The organism is Streptomyces spinoverrucosus (genome assembly GCF_006539505.1).
Lineage (GTDB): Bacteria > Actinomycetota > Actinomycetes > Streptomycetales > Streptomycetaceae > Streptomyces > Streptomyces spinoverrucosus.
The window spans coordinates 35,094-52,126 of record NZ_BJND01000012.1 but is presented as its reverse complement, the minus strand read 5'-3'; the positions used below and the strand labels follow the sequence as shown (position 1 = coordinate 52,126).

At 70.8% G+C, this 17,033-nt stretch carries 12 protein-coding genes and 1 pseudogene; 6 read left to right on the top strand and 7 right to left on the bottom strand.

Annotated elements, in window-relative coordinates; translation table 11 throughout:
• Positions 1-14 precede the first annotated feature (14 nt).
• The 4 genes from SSP24_RS08515 to SSP24_RS08500 all read left to right on the top strand — a co-directional run bounded on the left by SSP24_RS08515 (position 15) and on the right by SSP24_RS08500 (position 4,813).
• The gene (locus tag SSP24_RS08515) at positions 15-1,367 is read left to right on the top strand and encodes a DUF2252 domain-containing protein (RefSeq protein WP_141308505.1); all 1,353 of its coding nucleotides are present in this window, start codon (positions 15-17) and stop codon (positions 1,365-1,367) included.
• Between the two features lie 79 nt (positions 1,368-1,446).
• A complete protein-coding gene (locus tag SSP24_RS08510) occupies positions 1,447-2,139 on the top strand; it encodes a hypothetical protein (protein ID WP_141308503.1) in 693 nt (230 codons plus the stop codon).
• Between the two features lie 85 nt (positions 2,140-2,224).
• The gene (locus SSP24_RS08505) at positions 2,225-3,025 is read left to right on the top strand and encodes a DsbA family protein (protein WP_141308501.1); all 801 of its coding nucleotides are present in this window, start codon (positions 2,225-2,227) and stop codon (positions 3,023-3,025) included.
• Positions 3,026-3,151: 126 nt separating this feature from the next.
• Positions 3,152-4,813: an alkaline phosphatase D family protein gene (locus SSP24_RS08500; protein WP_141308499.1), complete on the top strand. Its 1,662-nt coding sequence runs from the start codon at positions 3,152-3,154 to the stop codon at positions 4,811-4,813.
• 7 nt (positions 4,814-4,820) lie between these two features.
• Here the strand turns inward: SSP24_RS08500 and SSP24_RS08495 are convergent, their stop codons facing one another.
• Positions 4,821-5,390, bottom strand: a complete 570-nt coding sequence (locus SSP24_RS08495; protein ID WP_141308497.1) for a dienelactone hydrolase family protein — start codon at positions 5,388-5,390, stop codon at positions 4,821-4,823.
• 108 nt (positions 5,391-5,498) lie between these two features.
• On the opposite strand from SSP24_RS08495, the gene SSP24_RS08490 reads away from it, so the two are divergent.
• Entirely contained in the window at positions 5,499-6,617 is a 1,119-nt protein-coding gene (locus tag SSP24_RS08490) for a mechanosensitive ion channel family protein (protein ID WP_141308495.1), read from the top strand.
• 108 nt (positions 6,618-6,725) lie between these two features.
• Here the strand turns inward: SSP24_RS08490 and SSP24_RS08485 are convergent, their stop codons facing one another.
• From SSP24_RS08485 to SSP24_RS45555, 6 genes and pseudogenes are all read right to left on the bottom strand, one after another.
• Complete coding sequence (locus tag SSP24_RS08485) at positions 6,726-8,312, bottom strand: Na+/H+ antiporter (protein WP_141308493.1); 1,587 nt, start codon at positions 8,310-8,312, stop codon at positions 6,726-6,728.
• A gap of 62 nt (positions 8,313-8,374) precedes the next feature.
• Entirely contained in the window at positions 8,375-8,842 is a 468-nt protein-coding gene (locus SSP24_RS08480) for a GNAT family N-acetyltransferase (RefSeq protein ID WP_141308491.1), read from the bottom strand.
• Positions 8,839-9,783 (bottom strand): RluA family pseudouridine synthase, encoded by a 945-nt coding sequence (locus SSP24_RS08475; protein WP_141308488.1) that lies wholly within the window; start codon positions 9,781-9,783, stop codon positions 8,839-8,841. The genes SSP24_RS08480 and SSP24_RS08475 overlap by 4 nt, the downstream gene beginning before the upstream one ends.
• Positions 9,784-9,858: 75 nt before the next feature.
• Positions 9,859-10,521, bottom strand: coding sequence for a signal peptidase II (gene lspA, locus SSP24_RS08470; protein WP_141308487.1), 663 nt, complete (start codon positions 10,519-10,521; stop codon positions 9,859-9,861).
• Between the two features lie 76 nt (positions 10,522-10,597).
• On the bottom strand, positions 10,598-11,692 hold the full coding sequence (locus SSP24_RS45560; protein WP_141308944.1) for a TraR/DksA family transcriptional regulator: 1,095 nt from the start codon (positions 11,690-11,692) through the stop codon (positions 10,598-10,600).
• Between the two features lie 306 nt (positions 11,693-11,998).
• A pseudogene (locus tag SSP24_RS45555) lies at positions 11,999-13,030 on the bottom strand (hypothetical protein); the annotation flags it as partial.
• Positions 13,031-13,742: 712 nt separating this feature from the next.
• Here SSP24_RS45555 and ileS point away from each other — a divergent pair.
• Positions 13,743-16,880 (top strand): isoleucine--tRNA ligase, encoded by a 3,138-nt coding sequence (gene ileS / locus SSP24_RS08450; protein ID WP_141308485.1) that lies wholly within the window; start codon positions 13,743-13,745, stop codon positions 16,878-16,880.
• Positions 16,881-17,033: the final 153 nt, after the last annotated feature.

Genomic DNA, 17,033 nt, shown 5'->3' with positions numbered 1-17,033 from the left:
GGAGGCACCCAGCGATGTCGTTCCCGCAGCTCAATGACGAGCAACGCGGCGAGGAGATCCTCGCCGTCTTCGGCACCGCCTTCGGCGAGCTGCTCGCCGCCGACCCGGCCGCGTTCCGCGTGAAGTTCCGGAAGATGGCGGCCTCGGCCTTCGCCTTCTACCGGGGCACGGCGTGCCTCTTCTACCACGACCTGGACGCGGAGAACGCCGGGCGCGGTGGCGGGAACATAGACCGGGGCCCGTTCCTGGACGAGCGCACCTCGCGCGTGTGGATCCACGGCGACCTGCACGCGGAGAACTTCGGCACGTACATGGATTCGAACGGCCGGCTGATCTTCAACGTCAACGACTTCGACGAGGCGTACGTCGGCCCCTTCACCTGGGACCTCAAGCGCTTCGCCGCCTCCATCGCCCTCATCGGGTACGCGAAGGCGCTCAGCGACGAGCAGATCACCGAGCTGGTGACGATCTACGCGGTCGCGTACCGCGAGCGCGTGCACGCGCTGGCCACCGGCGCCAAGAGCGACGAGGTGCCGCCGTTCACCCTGGACACCGCCGAGGGCCCGCTGCTGGACGCGCTGCGTGACGCCCGGTCGCTGACCCGGTTCGGGCTGCTGGACTCGATGACCGAGATCCGCGACTTCGAACGCCGGTTCGCCCCGGGCGGCGGCTCCATCGAGCTGGACGCGGCCACGCGCTACAAGGTGCTCGCGGCCTTCGACGGCTACTTGGAGACGCTCCCGGAGTCCTCGCTGGCCCGCCCCGACTCGTACCGGGTGAAGGACGTCGTCGGCCGCCGTGGCATCGGCATCGGCTCGGCCGGTCTGCCGTCGTACAACATCCTGCTGGAGGGCAACAGCGACGCCCTGGAGAACGACGTGGTGATCTACGTCAAGCAGGCCCAGACCCCGGCCGTCTCCCGGCACATCACGGACCCGGCGATCCGGGAGTACTTCCAGCACGAGGGCCACCGCACGGTGATCTCCCAGCGCGCCCTCCAGGCGCACGCCGACCCGTGGCTGGGCTGGACCGAGCTGGACGGCGCGGGCCAGCTGGTCGCCGAGGTGTCGCCGTACGCCGTGGACCTCGACTGGGGCGATATCGACGACCCGGAGGAGATCGCGGCGGTCGTCGCCGACCTGGGCCGGGCGACGGCCACGATGCACTCGGCGGCGGACGACGACAGCGGCCACTCGGACCTGGTGCCGTTCTCCACGGAGCGGGCCATCGACGCGGCCATCGCGGGCGACGAGGAGGGCCTCGCGCCGCTCCTGGTCGACTTCGCCCACGTTTACGGCGCACGCGCGCGTGCCGACCACCAGATCTTCGTCGACCTCTTCCGCAACGGCCGGATCCCCGGCCTGTGACCGCCCACCGACCGCCCCAGGACTTCTCAGGGACCCTTTAGGAGTCCCTTACCGGAGTCCGTGACACACTCTCCCCGCTATGGACATATCCGGGACACAACTCAGAGCCGTACGCGCGGCGCTGTTCACGGCGATCGTCGTGACGCTCAGCACCGCGTCGCACGTGCTGCTGTCCCGGGCCCCGCTGCCGCTGGGCACGGTGGCGGCGATCGCCGCCGCCGTGTTCGTCATCGCGTACGCCTTGGCCGGCCGTGAGCGCGGCTTCGGCCGGATCGCGGCGCTGCTGATCCCGCTGGAGCTGGCCGCCGACACGGTGTTCACCACGGGCCAGCACGCCTGTTACGGCCGGGCGGGCGGCCCGGTCGCGGGCCCGCTGCGCTCGGTCGGCCTGGATGTGCTGTGCGGCGGCGGCGAGGTGGGCACGCCGCTGGCGCGGATGGCGGGGACCAGCGGCACCGACCGGATCGCCGCCGTCCTCGCGCACGCGCACCCCTCCACCGCCTGGCTGCTGCTCGGCGCCCACGTCGGCGTCGGCCTGCTGGCGGCGGCCTGGCTGCGCCGCGGCGAGCGGGCCCTGGCCCAGCTGCTCAGCGCGATGGCCGCGACCACGTTCCGGCCACTGCTCCTGGCGGTCGCCGCCGGCACGGCACGACCCGCCGCAACGACCCCCCGGCTCCCCCGCCCCGCGCACCGTACGGCCCCGGCGCGCGACCTGCTCCTCACCCACTCACTGGGACGACGTGGCCCGCCGTGCTCCCTGGCCCTCGGCTGAACCGAGCGGCACCGCAAGAGCACGACCACCCCCTCACACGTATCCCGCGTACGACATGTGCGCGTCCCACACGGAGATCATCACCATGAGCAAGCGGAACAGCCAGGCGGCGAAGTCGGCGGCGCGCGAGCGGCTGCGCATCGAACGTGAGCGCGAGGCCAAGCGGGCCAAGGTCAGGCGGCAGATCATCGTCGCCTGCTCGGTCGTCGGCGTCCTCGCGGTGGCCGGCGGCATCGGTTACGCCGTCGTCCAGACCAACCAGCCGAGCAAGTGGGAGGAGGCCGCCGACGCCAAGGTCGTCGCCCCGGCCAACACCTCCGGCAAGAACGGCACCACGGTCCTGATCGGCGACTCCAAGTCCGACAACGTGGTCCACCTCTACGAGGACCCGCGCTGCCCGGCCTGCGCCTCCTTCGAGCAGACCGTCGGCGAGACCGTCAACAAGGGCATGGAGGACGGCGACTACAAGCTGTCCTTCACCCTCGGCACCTTCCTCGACGGCAACCTCGGCGGCGAGGGCTCCAAGAACGCGCTGAGCGCCCTCGGCGCCGCGCTGAACGTCAGCCCCGAGGCGTTCCTGGACTACAAGACCGCGCTGTACTCGGCGAAGTACCACCCGCAGGAGTCCACGGACGAGTTCTCCAAGGACAGCTACCTGATCGAGGTGGCGAACACGGTCGACGCGCTGAAGAACAACAAGAAGTTCCAGGACGCCGTCGAGCAGGGCACCTACGACGCCTGGGCGATGAAGATGAGCAAGACCTTCGACGACACCAAGGACGTCAAGTCGACCCCGACCATCAAGATCAACGACAAGGTGATCGAGAACCCGAGCACCGTCGCCGAGTGGGAGACGGCACTCAAGGGCGCCGGCGTCACCAAGTAACACACCGTCAGGCGGTAACGCCGTACGGAAGCACGAAGAACGAGCGGGCGAACTCTTCCCGGTTCGCCCGCTCTTCGCATACCCGCGCCTTACCGAAAGCGCTACCGATCAGTAATCTGATCGCCCGTGACCAGTCGACACAGACCCACCACGGGCCTCAACTCCCCCGCTCCGCACCGCCGTACGGTCGTCAAGGCGGCCGCCGCCGGAGCCGTCCTCGCCGCCCCGCTCACCGGCGCCCTGCCCGCCCGCGCGGCCACCGAGACCCCCGCCTTCCTGCACGGCGTCGCCTCCGGGGACCCGCTCCCGGACGGCATCCTGCTGTGGACCCGGGTGACGCCCACCGGCGAGGCGACACCCGGTTCCGGACTCGGCCCGGACACCGAGGTCAGCTGGATCGTGGCCCGGGACAAGGCCTTCACGAACATCGTCGCCAAGGGCTCCACCACCGCGACCGCCGCCTCCGACCACACGGTCAAGGCCGACATACGCGGCCTCGCGCCCGCCACCGACTACTGGTTCCGCTTCTCGGCCGGCGGCACCGACTCCCCGGCCGGCCGCGCCCGCACCGCCCCGGCCACCGACGCGGCCGTCGCGGGCCTCCGCTTCGGCGTGGTCTCCTGCGCCAACTGGGAGGCCGGCTACTTCGCGGCGTACCGCCACCTCGCCGCCCGCGGCGACCTGGACGCCTGGCTGCACCTCGGCGACTACATCTACGAGTACGGCGCCGGTGAGTACGGCACCCGGGGCACCTCCGTCCGCGCGCACGCCCCCGCGCACGAGATCCTCACCCTCGCCGACTACCGCATCCGGCACGGCCGTTACAAGACCGACCCCGACCTGCAGGCGCTGCACGCGGCCGCCCCGGTCGTGGCGATCTGGGACGACCACGAGATCGCCAACGACACCTGGTCCGGCGGTGCCGAGAACCACACCGAGGGCGCCGAGGGCACCTGGGCCGCCCGCCAGGCCGCCGCCAAGCAGGCCTACTTCGAGTGGATGCCGGTCCGCCCGGCCATCGCCGGCACCACCTACCGCCGGCTGCGCTTCGGCAAGCTCGCCGACCTCTCCCTGCTCGACCTGCGCTCCTTCCGCTCCCAGCAGGCCGCCTTCGGCAACGGCGACGTCGACGACCCGGACCGCACGCTCACCGGGCGCGCCCAACTCGACTGGCTGAAGGCGGGCCTGAAGTCCTCCGACACGACGTGGCGGCTGGTCGGCAACTCGGTGATGATCTCGCCGTTCGCCATCGGGTCGCTCTCCGCGGAGCTGCTGAAGCCGCTGGCCAAGCTGCTGGGCCTGCCGCAGGAGGGCCTCGCCATCAACACCGACCAGTGGGACGGCTACACCGACGACCGCCGTGAGCTCCTCGCCCACCTGCGCTCGAACGCGATCCGCAACACGGTCTTCCTCACCGGCGACATCCACATGGCGTGGGCCAACGACGTGCCGGTGAACGCCGGTACGTACCCGCTGTCGGCGTCCGCCGCCACGGAGTTCGTCGTCACCTCGGTCACGTCCGACAACCTCGACGACATGGTGAAGGTCCCCGAGGGCACCGTCTCCGCCGTCGCCTCGCCGATCATCCGCGCGGCCAACCGGCATGTCCACTGGGTCGACACCGACCGCCACGGCTACGGCGTCCTGGACATCACCGCCGAGCGCGCACAGATGGACTACTACGTCCTCTCCAACCGCACCAAGGCCGACGCGACGGCCTCCTGGAGCCGCTCCTACCGCACGCGCAGCGGCACGCAGAAGGTCGAGCGGACGTACGACCCGGTGTAATCGCAGGCTAGAGATTGTCGAGGAAGCCGAGCGCCACCCGCCAGGTGGCCTCGGCGGCCTCCTCGTCGTAGTCCGGCAGGTCGGGGTCGGTGTACAGGTGCCCGGCCCCGGCGTACCGGTAGATTTCCACGTCCGCGCCGGCCCGGCGCATCTGCAGATACCAGGCGCTCAGCCAGTCGTCCGTCTCGAACGGGTCGGGCTCGGCGACATGCAGTTGCACCGGCAGGTCGTCCACCGAGACGTTCGGCGCCAGGTCCGACGTGCCGTGCAGGAGCAGCAGTCCGCGCGCCTTCTCGTCGCCCAGCGCGAGGGTCTGCGCGACCGAGGCGCCGAACGAGAACCCGGCGTACACCAGCCCCCGCTCCGAGTAGGGCGCGGCGGCCAGCACGGCCCGCTTCAGCAGCTCGTCCTTGCCGACCTCCTCCTTGAACGCCATGCCCTCCTCGGCCGTCTCGAACGTGCGCCCCTCGAAGAGGTCGGGCGTCCACACCTCGTGACCGGCCGTGCGCAGCCGGTCCGCCGCGGCGCGCACCGCGGGTCTGAGGCCGTAGGTCGAGTGAAACAGCATGATGTTCATGAGGCCATGGTGCCAGCCGGGTACGACAACGCAGGTCGGGCGCCCCTACCCCGATCCGCCGCGAAGTCACATGTTCACTGCCCCGCGGTACTGGTTACGTTCGAGGGCATGGAGAACCTGCTCCGCCCCCTCATCGTGATCGGCGGCGCGGTCGTGCTCGGCCTGCTCATCGGCTGGGCCACCGACCGGCTGCTGCGCAAGGCCGACGAGCGGCACCCGGAGACCCCGCTGTGGGGTCTGCTGCGCCGGGGCCGCATCCCCTACCAGCTCGTGCTGTGCGCAGCGCTGCTGAGAGTGTCGTACGACGAGGCGCAGCTGCTCCAGGACCACCGGGTCGGCGTCGGCCAGACGCTCACGCTGGTGATGATCGGGTCGGCGGCGTGGCTGGTGATCCGGATCGCGGCGGCCATCGTCGAGACGTCGTACACGCGCTACGCCAGCTCCCGCGCCCAGCGCGACCCGGCGCGGGTCCGCCGGGTGCGCACCCAGGTGACGCTGATCATGCGGGTGGTGGCGGCGGTCGTCGGTGTGGTGGCCATCGCGGCGATGCTGCTGACGTTCCCGGCGTTCCGCGCGGCGGGCGCCTCGCTGCTGGCCTCGGCCGGCGTCCTCGGCATCGTCGCCGGTGTGGCGGCGCAGTCCACGCTGAGCAACATGTTCGCGGGGCTGCAGATCGCGTTCGGCGACATGGTGCGCATAGGGGACACGGTCGTGGTGGACGGCGAGTGGGGCACCGTGGAGGAGATCACGCTGACCTACCTCACCGTCCGCACGTGGGACGAACGCCGGATCACGATGCCGGTGTCGTACTTCACGTCCAAGCCGTTCGAGAACTGGTCGCGCGGCACCCCGCAGATGACCGGCATCGTCTACTGGCACCTCGATCACACCGCCCCCGTGGAGGCGATGCGCGAGCAGCTCCGCGACATCCTGCGCGAGTGCCCCGCCTGGGACGGCCGCCACTACGGCCTGGACGTCACGGACACCACGCCCAACACGATGGAGGTACGGGCCCTGGTGACGGCGAAGGACGCGGACGACGTCTGGACGGTACGGGTCACGGTCCGCGAGCGGATGATCACCTGGTTGATCCGCGAACACCCGTACGCCCTCCCCCGAGTCAACACAGCAGACGCGACCCTTCCCCCCGGTTCCACCCACCGCCCGTCCCCCGACGGCACCCCCCAACGCCGAGCGGTGGACACCCCACGGCCGGACCGAGGCTGAGGCAGCCACGAAGGGACAGCCTCCAACGGCGAGACCACACCACGGACGACGCCCATTTCTTGCCCAACTGGAAACGGGCGGTGCGCGGGTGGGAGAACCAACCCCCACTCACCGCAAGCTGCGCACATCCAGCTGCCGCAACACCCGATCCACCACCTCCGGATCAGCCCCCACCTCACTCCGCGCGGCCAACACCTCATGCCGCGCCGCACTCAGCATCTCCCCCTCGATCCGCCGCAACCGACGCACCCGCCGCACCCGCTCCCGATGCCCCTCCCGCCGCTCACCCTCCGCCAGCTCCGGACTGATCCGCCACCCAATGTCGAACGCCCTCCGCAACATCCGCTCGGACACCTCGTCCGGCAACTCCTCCACCTCCTCGATCTCCCGCAACCTCCGCTTGGCCGCCTTCGCGGCCCGCACCGCCAGCGCCCGCTCGAACTCCTTCTCCCGCGCAGTGTCCGCCCGCACCCCCAACCGCCGTACCAGCCACGGCAGGCTCAGCCCCTGCACCACCAGCGTCGCCATGATCACTCCGAACGCCACGAACACGATCTCGTCCCGGTGCGGAAAGGCCTCCCCGCCCGCCGTCTCCAGCGGAATCGCCAACGCCAGCGCCACGGACGCGACCCCCCGCATCCCCGACCACCACATCACCACGGTCTCGCGCCAGCTCGTCGGGATCTCCTCGTCGTAGTCCCGCCTGGCATGCAACCGCTTGGTGAGCCATGTGGCCGGCATCAACCACACCAGCCGCACCACTACGACGACCCCCACGATCGCCGCCGACCACCCCAGCAGCTCACCCCACCGCCCGGACGCCGTCCGGATCGCGTTGTGCAGCTCCAGCCCGATCAGCCCGAACGCGACCCCGGTGACCAGCGTGTCGACGATGTCCCAGAAGGTGTGTCCGGCGAGCCGCGTCATCACGTCGTCGGGATCACTCGCGTACTCGGCGAGGAACAACGCCGTGGTGAGCACGGCGAGCACCCCGGACCCGTGCAGTTCCTCGGCCAGCACATAGGAGGCGTACGGCACCAGCAGCGTCAGACTGATCTGCAGCGTCGCGTCCCCGAGCACGTCCATCAGCCTGTTCGCACCCCAGCCGAGCGCGAGCCCCACGGCCACCGCGACCACGGCGGACAACACCAGCTCGCCACCGGCCTCCCACGGCGAGAACGTCCCGCTCACCGCCGCCGCGATCGCCACGTGGTACAGCACGATGGCCGTCACGTCGTTGAAGAGCCCCTCGCCCTCCAGGATCGACACCAGCCGCCGCGGCAGCCCCAACTGCCCCGCGACGGCGGTCGCCGCGACCGGATCGGGCGGCGCGACCAGCGCCCCCAGCGCCACGGCGGCGGCGATCGGCAACCCCGGCACGATCGCGTGGGCGACGGCGGCCACACACACCATGGTGACGAACACCAACGCCACGGCCAGCAGAAAGATCGGCCGGACATTGGCCGCGAACTGCCGCCAGGACGTGCGCCGTACGGCGGCATAGAGCAGCGGCGGCAACAGCAGCGGCAGGATCAGGTCAGGCGGAATACCGACATTCGGTACGAAGTCGAGCAGCGCGAGTACGATGCCCAGCAACGTCATCAACACCGGCGCCGGCAACCGCAGCCGATCCCCGACCGGGACACTCACCACGGCCCCGAGCAACAGCACGAACAACAGGGCCAACTGATCCACGGTCAGCGCTCCGAGCTCTGGACGGTCTGCGAGCCACCCGCTGAACGGTCACCCCCCCCCCGCTAGAGCGAACGCCGCATCGCCCTGTGCGGTATCCCCGCGTCGGGGAACTCCGGCCCGTACGCCACGTACCCCAACCGCTCGTAGAACCCCAGCGCATGCGTCTGCGCGTGCAGATCGACCGCCGACAGCCCACGCGCGCGTGCCGCGTCCTCGATGGCCCGCACCAGCGCGCCCCCGACACCGAGTCCGCGCGCCTCCCGGGTCACCGCGAGGCGCCCGAGCGACCCGACCGACGGATCACCCCCGGTCTTGCCGGCCGCCGCGGCGCCGTACAGCAGCCGCCCGGTCCCGAGCGGCACGCCGTCATCCCGCACGGCCAGCACATGCAGCGCGCCGGCGTCGTACGCGTCGTACTCGACATCCTCCGGTACGCCCTGCTCGGCGACGAAGACCTCCTTGCGTACGGCGAAACACGCCTCGCGGTCGGCCGTCTCCTCGGCGACCCGCACGACGTACCCGGGGCTCATCCGTAGGTCTCCTCGCGCACCTTGTCCAACGCGCTCTGCAGATCGTCCGGGTAGTCGCAGGCGAACTCCACCCACTCACCGTCGCCGGGGTGCTCGAAGCCCAGCCGTACGGCGTGCAGCCACTGCCGGGTCAGGCGGAGCCGCTTGGCGAGGGTCGGGTCGGCGCCGTACGTCAGGTCGCCCACGCAGGGGTGGCGGTGGGCGGCCATGTGGACGCGGATCTGGTGGGTGCGGCCCGTCTCCAGCTTGACGTCGAGGAGGGAGGCCGCGCGGAACGCCTCGATCAGGTCGTAGTGCGTGACGGACGGCTTGCCGTCGGCCGTGACCGCCCACTTGTAGTCGTGGTTGGGGTGGCGGCCGATGGGCGCGTCGATGGTGCCGCTGGTGGGGTCGGGGTGGCCCTGGACGAGGGTGTGGTACCGCTTGTCGACCGTGCGCTGCTTGAACTGCCGCTTGAGCGAGGTGTACGCGCGCTCGGACTTGGCGACCACCATCAGACCCGACGTACCGACGTCGAGCCGGTGCACGATGCCCTGGCGCTCGGCGGCGCCGGACGTGGAGATCCGGTACCCGGCCGCCGCCAGGCCGCCGATGACCGTCGGTCCGGTCCATCCCGGACTCGGGTGTGCGGCCACGCCGACCGGCTTGACGATGACGACCACGTCCTCGTCGTCGTGCACGATCTCCATGCCCTCGACCGGCTCGGCCACCACCTGCACCGGCGGGGCCGCCTGCGGCATCTCGACCTCCAGCCAGGCGCCGCCGCGCACCCGCTCGGACTTGCCGACCGTCGTGCCGTCGACCAGCACCTTGCCCGCCGCGGCGAGCTCCGCGGCCTTGGTACGGGAGAAGCCGAACATGCGGGAGATGGCGGCGTCGACGCGCTCGCCCTCCAGGCCGTCCGGCACGGGCAGGGTACGGATCTCGGGAATCGTGCTCACCCGTCGAGTATGCCGGACGGGTCCGACACCACTGACCGGAGGCTGTTGATCAGCCCTTGTGATCAGTCGCTGTGATCAGTCCTTGTGGACGGTCCCGTCCGGGTCGAGGCCCTTGAAGGACAGCAGCACGATCAGGATGCCGCCGCACACGATCGCCGAGTCGGCGAGGTTGAACACGGCGAAGTGCTTGGGCGCGATGAAGTCGACGACCGCGCCCTCGAAGACGCCCGGGGAGCGGAAGATCCGGTCGGTGAGGTTGCCGAGCGCACCGCCGAGCAGCAGGCCGAGGGCGATCGCCCAGGGCAGGCTGTACAGCTTGCGGGCGAGCCGGGCGATCACCACGATCACCGCAGCGGCGATCACCGTGAAGATCACGGTGAAGGCCTCGCCGAAGCCGAAGGCGGCGCCCGCGTTGCGGATCGCCTCGAAGCGCAGCCAGTCCCCGATGACCTCGATCGGCTCGTGGTGCTCCAGCTTGGCGACCACGATCATCTTGCTGATCAGGTCGAGGGCGTACGCGAAACCGGCGACCGCGAACAGCACGGCGATCCGGCGCTTGCCCCGGGGCCGCTCGGCCGGGGCGTCCGGCTCGTCCGTGCCGGGGCCGTCGGCCGGGGTCTGTGCCGCCTCGGCGCCGGACCGTTCCTGCGGCGCGGCGTCGTCGCCGGGCCGCTCCTGCTCGGCCCGCGCCGCGTCCGGGGTGCCCGGCATACCGATGATGCGCTCCGCCTCTGCCACGTGAGTCCCTCAACCTAGGTGCCTGACTGAGCACGAGGGTACGGCACGCCGGGGACCGCGCACCTGCTCGGCCGGGTCAGTAACGGCGCTCCTGCTTCTGCTTGCACTCGACGCAGAGGGTGGCGCGGGGGAAGGCCTGCATACGGGCCTTGCCGATGGGGTTGCCGCAGTTCTCGCAGAGGCCGTACGTGCCGGCGTCCAGGCGTTGCAGGGCGTGCTCGGTCTGGGTGAGCATCTCGCGGGCGTTGGCGGCGAGGGCCAGCTCGTGCTCGCGGGTGATGTTCTTGGCGCCGGTGTCGGCCTGGTCGTCGCCCGCGCCGTCGCCGGAGTCCCGCATGAGGCCGGCGAGGGACGTCTCCGCGTTGGCGATCTCGGCGCTGAGCCGCTCCATCTCGGACGTCAGCTCCCCGCGGGCCTCCGCGACCTCTTCCGGGGTCCAGGGGTCCTCACCGGGGCGCACCGCGAGATCGCCCGGCTCCGCCGCGGCGACCCGTGCCTTGGGGACGGCGGTCTTCGCCGCCGTGGCCTGCCCAGGGGTCTTCTTCGCAACCACCGTCGTGGCTCCCGTCTGCTTCGCGGCCTGCGCCGCGCCCACCTTCTTGCCCGTACTCCGCCGGCCCGCCCCCTCCAGGGCGCGCTCCCGCTCCCCAACAACGACCGCCGCCGCCCCGACGCCCACGGCTTCCTCACCGACGCCCGCTTCGACGCCCGCCGTCTCCTTGGCAACGGCCTCCTCACCCGCGCCTCGCTTGGATGCCGCCGTCTTCCTGGAGGCGGCCTTCTTGACGACGGTCTCCTCATCCGCCGCGCGCTCGGCCACTGCCATCTCCTTGGCGGCGGCCTTCGTGGCCGACGCCGTCTCCTCGGCGACGGTCTCCTCAGCCGCCGCACGCTCGGCTGCGGCCGTCTTTTTGGCCGCGGCTTTCTTGGCCGACGCAGTCTTCTTGGCCGCGGCCTTCGTGGCCGACGCCGTCTGCTCGGCGACGGTCTCCTGAACCACCGCGCGCTCGGCTGCGGCCGTCTTTTTGGCCGCGACCTTCTTGGCCGACGCAGTCTTCTTGGCCAGCGCCATCTCCTCGGCGGCGGGCTCCTCAACCTCCGCGTGCTCGGCTGCGGCCGTCTTCTTGGCCGCGGCCTTCGTGGCCGACGCTGTCTTCTTGGCCGGCGCCATCTCCTCGGCGACGGTCTCCTCAACCCCCGCCTGCTCAGGTACCGCCGTCTCCTTGGCCGCAGCCTTCTTGGCCGCCGCCTTCTTAGCCACAGCCTTCTTAGCCACAGCCTTCTTGGCCGGCGCCGCCTCCTCAGCGCTGGTCTCCTCAACCCCCGCCTGCGCAGGTACCGCCGCCTCTTTGGCCGCAGCCTTCTTGGCCGCAGCCTTCTTTGCCACGGCTTCCTTCGATGCCGCAGCCTTCTTGGCGGCTGTCTTCTTGGCGGCAGCCTTCTCAGCAGCGGTCTTCTTGGCCACCGCTTCCTTGGGCCCCACCGTCTCCTCGGCCACCGCCGGCTTGGCCGCAGCCGTCTTCTTGGCGGCGGACTTCCTGGCCGCAGCCTTCTTCGCCGCCCGCTTGCCAGCCGCCGCCTCTCCCGCCACCGTCTTCTCGACCGGCGCCTGCTTGACCGGCGCTTTCTTGGCCGGCGCTTTCTTCACGGCCCGCTTCTCGGTGGCCTCCTTCCCAGCGGCAACTTTCTCGGGTAGCGCTGCCTCCGGTGCCCCCGTCTTGCCCGGCACCTTTTTCACCGCCCTCTTCCCGGCAGCCTCCTCCTTGACGGCGGACTTCTTGGCAGCCGCCTTCTTGGCAGCCACACCGGCACCCGGCGCCTTCTTGGCCGCAACCTCCTTGGCCGCAGCCTTCACGGCAGTCTTCCCGCCGCCCCTCTCCTTGGCCGCAGCCTTCACGGCGATCTTCCCGCCGCCCCTCTCCTTAGCCGCAGCCTCCTTAGCCGCCGCCTTCACGGCAGTCCTCCCGCCGCCCGCCTCCTTGGCCGCCGCCTTCTTCCCCGCCCCCTTCTTGGTCGCACCCTTCCCCGCGGCCCCCTTCTCACCGGCCGCCCCCGCCGAAGCCGTACCCTTCTCACCGGCCGCCCCCGCCGAAGCCGTACCCTTCCCACCCCCCACCCCCGCGGAAACCCGCCCCCTGGCCGCCTCCGTCTCCGCAGGCGCCGCCCGCGCCCCACCCGCCTTCTCGGCGGTCGCCCCCCGCACCCGCTTCACGGCCTTGCCCACCGCACGCTTCGCGGCCGACGCCACCCCCTGCGCGCTCTTCTTCCCGCCCGCACCCTTAGCCGCACCACCGGACTGGCTCGCCACCCCGCCGGAGGCGCTCGCGCCCGCCGCCGCCCCCTGCGTGCTCTTCTTCCCGCCCCCACCCTTAGCCGCCCCACCGGAGCCACTCACGCCCGCCGCCACCGCCTGCGCGTTCTTCTTCCCACCCGCACCCTCAGCCGCCCCACCGGAGCCACTCACGCCCGCCACCACCCCCCGCGCGCTCGTCTCCCCACCCGCCCCCATGGCCGCCCCACCGGACGCGCTCGCCGCCCCGCCCGAGGCGCTCGTGGACCTGCCGGACGCCGACTGCTGTACGGCGGTCTTCTTCGCCACCATGGCCGCGGCCCCTTCACATATTGTGATCTTGCACGCGAATCGTGCTGGGACGATAAATCGACTCGAGTCCCGCGGCAACGGGGCACGCCGCCCGAATCGCCCGCCCCGCGGCCGCCACGCGGCCGGCATGCATGCGTTGTGCCCAGCTCCCCGCCAGGTAATCCGTCGAGCCCGACATCATAGGATCCGAAGTCATATAGCTGACCAATCGGGTCATATCACACCCACCCCCACCACCCCCAGCCCCCGCCAGAAATCCGGTCCGCAGAAATCCGGTCGGCCCCTGTCCGCCCGGCGCCGTACACTGGGCGGAGCGAGAAGCGTGGATGGGGACGAGTAGCGGCGTACGCAGCCCAGAGCGACCCGGGGACGGTGGAAGCCCGGGGGCGAGCGCGACGTGAAGATCACCCCGGAGCCGCCGGAAGAAAGCCCAGCGCAAGATCCCGGGTGAGTAGAACCGGCATCGCGACCCCAATGAGGGGGCTCATCGAGGCACCACAGTGCGTCGGCGAGCCAAGGAGGGTGGTACCGCGGGAGCGCGCCGAAAGCGGCGTAAAGAAAGACGAAGCTCTCGTCCCTCCGGACGGAAGGCAGCAAGTCCGCCGGAGGAAGCTCGCAGATGACAACGCCGACGTACCGCCAGGTGCCCGCCCAGGTCGACCTGCCCGCCCTTGAGCACGCCGTGCTCGACTTCTGGCGCGAGCAGAAGATCTTCGCCAAGAGCCTGGAGCAGTCCGAGGGCCGCCCGGAGTGGGTGTTCTACGAGGGCCCGCCCACCGCGAACGGCATGCCGGGCGCCCACCACATCGAGGCCCGCGTCTTCAAGGACGTCTTCCCCCGCTTCCGCACCATGCGTGGCTACCACGTGGCCCGCAAGGCCGGCTGGGACTGCCACGGCCTCCCCGTGGAGCTGGCGGTGGAGAAGGAGCTGGGCTTCTCCGGCAAGAAGGACATCGAGGCGTACGGCATCGCCGAGTTCAACGCCAAGTGCCGCGAGTCCGTGCTCCGCCACACCGACGCCTTCTCCGAGCTGACGACCCGCATGGGCTACTGGGTCGACCTCGACGAGGCGTACGTGACCATGGAGCCCGAGTACATCGAGTCGGTCTGGTGGTCACTGAAGGAGATCTTCAACAAGGGCCTCCTCGTCCAGGACCACCGCGTCGCCCCCTGGTGCCCCCGCTGCGGCACCGGCCTGTCCGACCACGAGCTGGCCCAGGGCTACGAGACGGTCGTCGACCCTTCCGTCTACGTCCGCTTCCCCCTCACCTCCGGCCCCCTCGCCGGCGAGGCCGCCCTCCTGGTGTGGACGACCACCCCGTGGACCCTGGTCTCGAACACGGCCGTCGCCGCCCACCCCGAGGTCACCTACGTCGTCGCGACCAACGGCGAGGAGAAGCTCGTCGTCGCCGAACCGCTGGTCGAGAAGGCGCTCGGCGAGGGCTGGACGACCACCGGCCAGACCTTCACCGGCGCCGAGATGGAGCGCTGGACGTACCAGCGCCCCTTCGAGCTGGTCGAGTTCCCGGCCCCGGCCCATTTCATCGTCAACGCCGACTACGTCACCACCGAGGACGGCACCGGCCTGGTCCACCAGTCCCCCGCCTTCGGTGAGGACGACCTGAAGGTCTGCCGCGCGTACGGCCTGCCGGTCGTGAACCCGGTCCGCCCGGACGGCACCTTCGAGGAGGACCTCCCCCTCGTCGGCGGCGCCTTCTTCAAGAAGGCCGACGAAAAGCTCACCGAGGACCTCGGCAACCGCGGCCTGCTCTTCAAGCACCTGCCGTACGAGCACAGCTACCCGCACTGCTGGCGCTGCCACACGGCGCTGCTCTACTACGCGCAGCCGTCCTGGTACATCCGCACGACGGCCATCAAGGACCGCCTCCTTCAGGAGAACGAGCGGACCAACTGGTACCCGGACACGGTCAAGCACGGCCGCTACGGCGACTGGCTCAACAACAACATCGACTGGGCCCTGTCCCGCAACCGCTACTGGGGCACCCCGCTGCCGATCTGGCGCTGCGAGGACGACCACCTCACGGTCGTCGGCTCCCGCGCCGAGCTCACCGAGCTGACCGGCACGGACCAGTCCGGCCTCGACCCGCACCGCCCGTTCATCGACGAGGTCACCTTCGCCTGCCCGCAGTGCCAGAAGACGGCCACGCGCGTGCCGGAGGTCATCGACGCCTGGTACGACTCGGGTTCGATGCCGTTCGCGCAGTGGGGCTACCCGTACAAGAACAAGGAACTCTTCGAGTCCCGCTACCCCGCGCAGTTCATCAGCGAGGCCATCGACCAGACCCGCGGCTGGTTCTACACGCTGATGGCCGTCGGCACCCTCGTCTTCGACAAGTCGTCGTACGAGAACGTGGTCTGCCTCGGCCACATCCTCGCCGAGGACGGCCGGAAGATGTCCAAGCACCTGGGCAACATCCTCCAGCCGATCCCGCTCATGGACCAGCACGGCGCCGACGCGGTCCGCTGGTTCATGGCGGCCGGCGGCTCCCCGTGGGCGGCCCGCCGCGTCGGCCACGGCACCATCCAGGAGGTCGTCCGCAAGACGCTCCTGACCTACTGGAACACGGTCGCCTTCCAGGCCCTGTACGCGCGCACGTCGAACTGGGCCCCGTCCGAGGCCGACCCGGCCCCGGCCGAGCGCCCGCTGCTCGACCGCTGGCTGCTGTCCGAACTGCACGCGCTGACCGACCAGGTGACCCAGTCCCTGGAGGCGTACGACACCCAGCGCGCCGGAAAGCTGCTGTCGGCGTTCGTCGACGATCTGTCGAACTGGTACGTACGCCGCTCCCGGCGCCGCTTCTGGCAGGGCGACAAGGCGGCGCTGCGCACCCTGCACGAGGTCGTCGAGACGGTCACGAAGCTGATGGCCCCGCTCACCCCGTTCATCACCGAGCGGGTCTGGCAGGACCTGATCGTGCCGGTCACGCCCGGGGCGCCGGAGTCGGTGCATCTGTCCTCCTGGCCGGAGGCGGATCTGACCGCCATCGACCCGGAGCTGTCGAAGCAGATGGTGCTGGTGCGCCGCCTGGTGGAGCTGGGCCGGGCCACGCGCGCGGAGTCGGGCGTCAAGACGCGTCAGCCGCTCAAGCGGGCGCTGATCGCCGCGACCGGGTTCGACGTCCTCTCCCCGGAACTGCACACGCAGATCACGGAGGAGTTGAACGTCGAGTCGCTCGCGTCGCTGAGCGAGGTCGGCGGCTCTCTGGTCGACACGACGGCCAAGGCCAACTTCCGTGCGCTGGGCAAGCGGTTCGGCAAGCGCGTCCAGGACGTCGCCAAGGCCATCGCGAACGCCGACGCGGCCGCACTGTCCCTCGCCCTGCGCGAGGGCACGGCGTCGGTGGAGGTCGACGGCGAGACGATCACCCTGGCCCCGGACGAGGTCATCATCACGGAAACCCCGCGTGAGGGCTGGTCGGTGGCCTCGGACTCGGGTGCCACGGTCGCCCTGGACCTGGAGATCACGGAGGAACTGCGCCGCGCGGGCCTCGCCCGTGACGCGATCCGTCTGATCCAGGAGGCCCGCAAGAACAGCGGCCTCGACGTCGCCGACCGCATCGCGCTGCGCTGGACGGCGACGGACCCGGCGACGATCGCCGCCCTCAGCGACCACGCCACGCTGATCGCCGACGAGGTCCTGGCAACGGACTTCGCCCAGGGCGAGGCGGACGACAGCTACGGCTCCCCGTTCGCGGACGAGCCTCTGACGCTGACGTTCCGCCTGCGCAAGGCGTAACACCCGCCCGAAGGCCCGGGTTCACCAAAAAATCTTGGTGGACCCGGGCCTTCGGCGTTGCGTACACCCACACAACTGCGCCCACACCCGAACGCACGCGGCAAAAGCCGTGAACACGCGTAGCAAAAGGGCGGGGCCCCGGACTCGAAATCC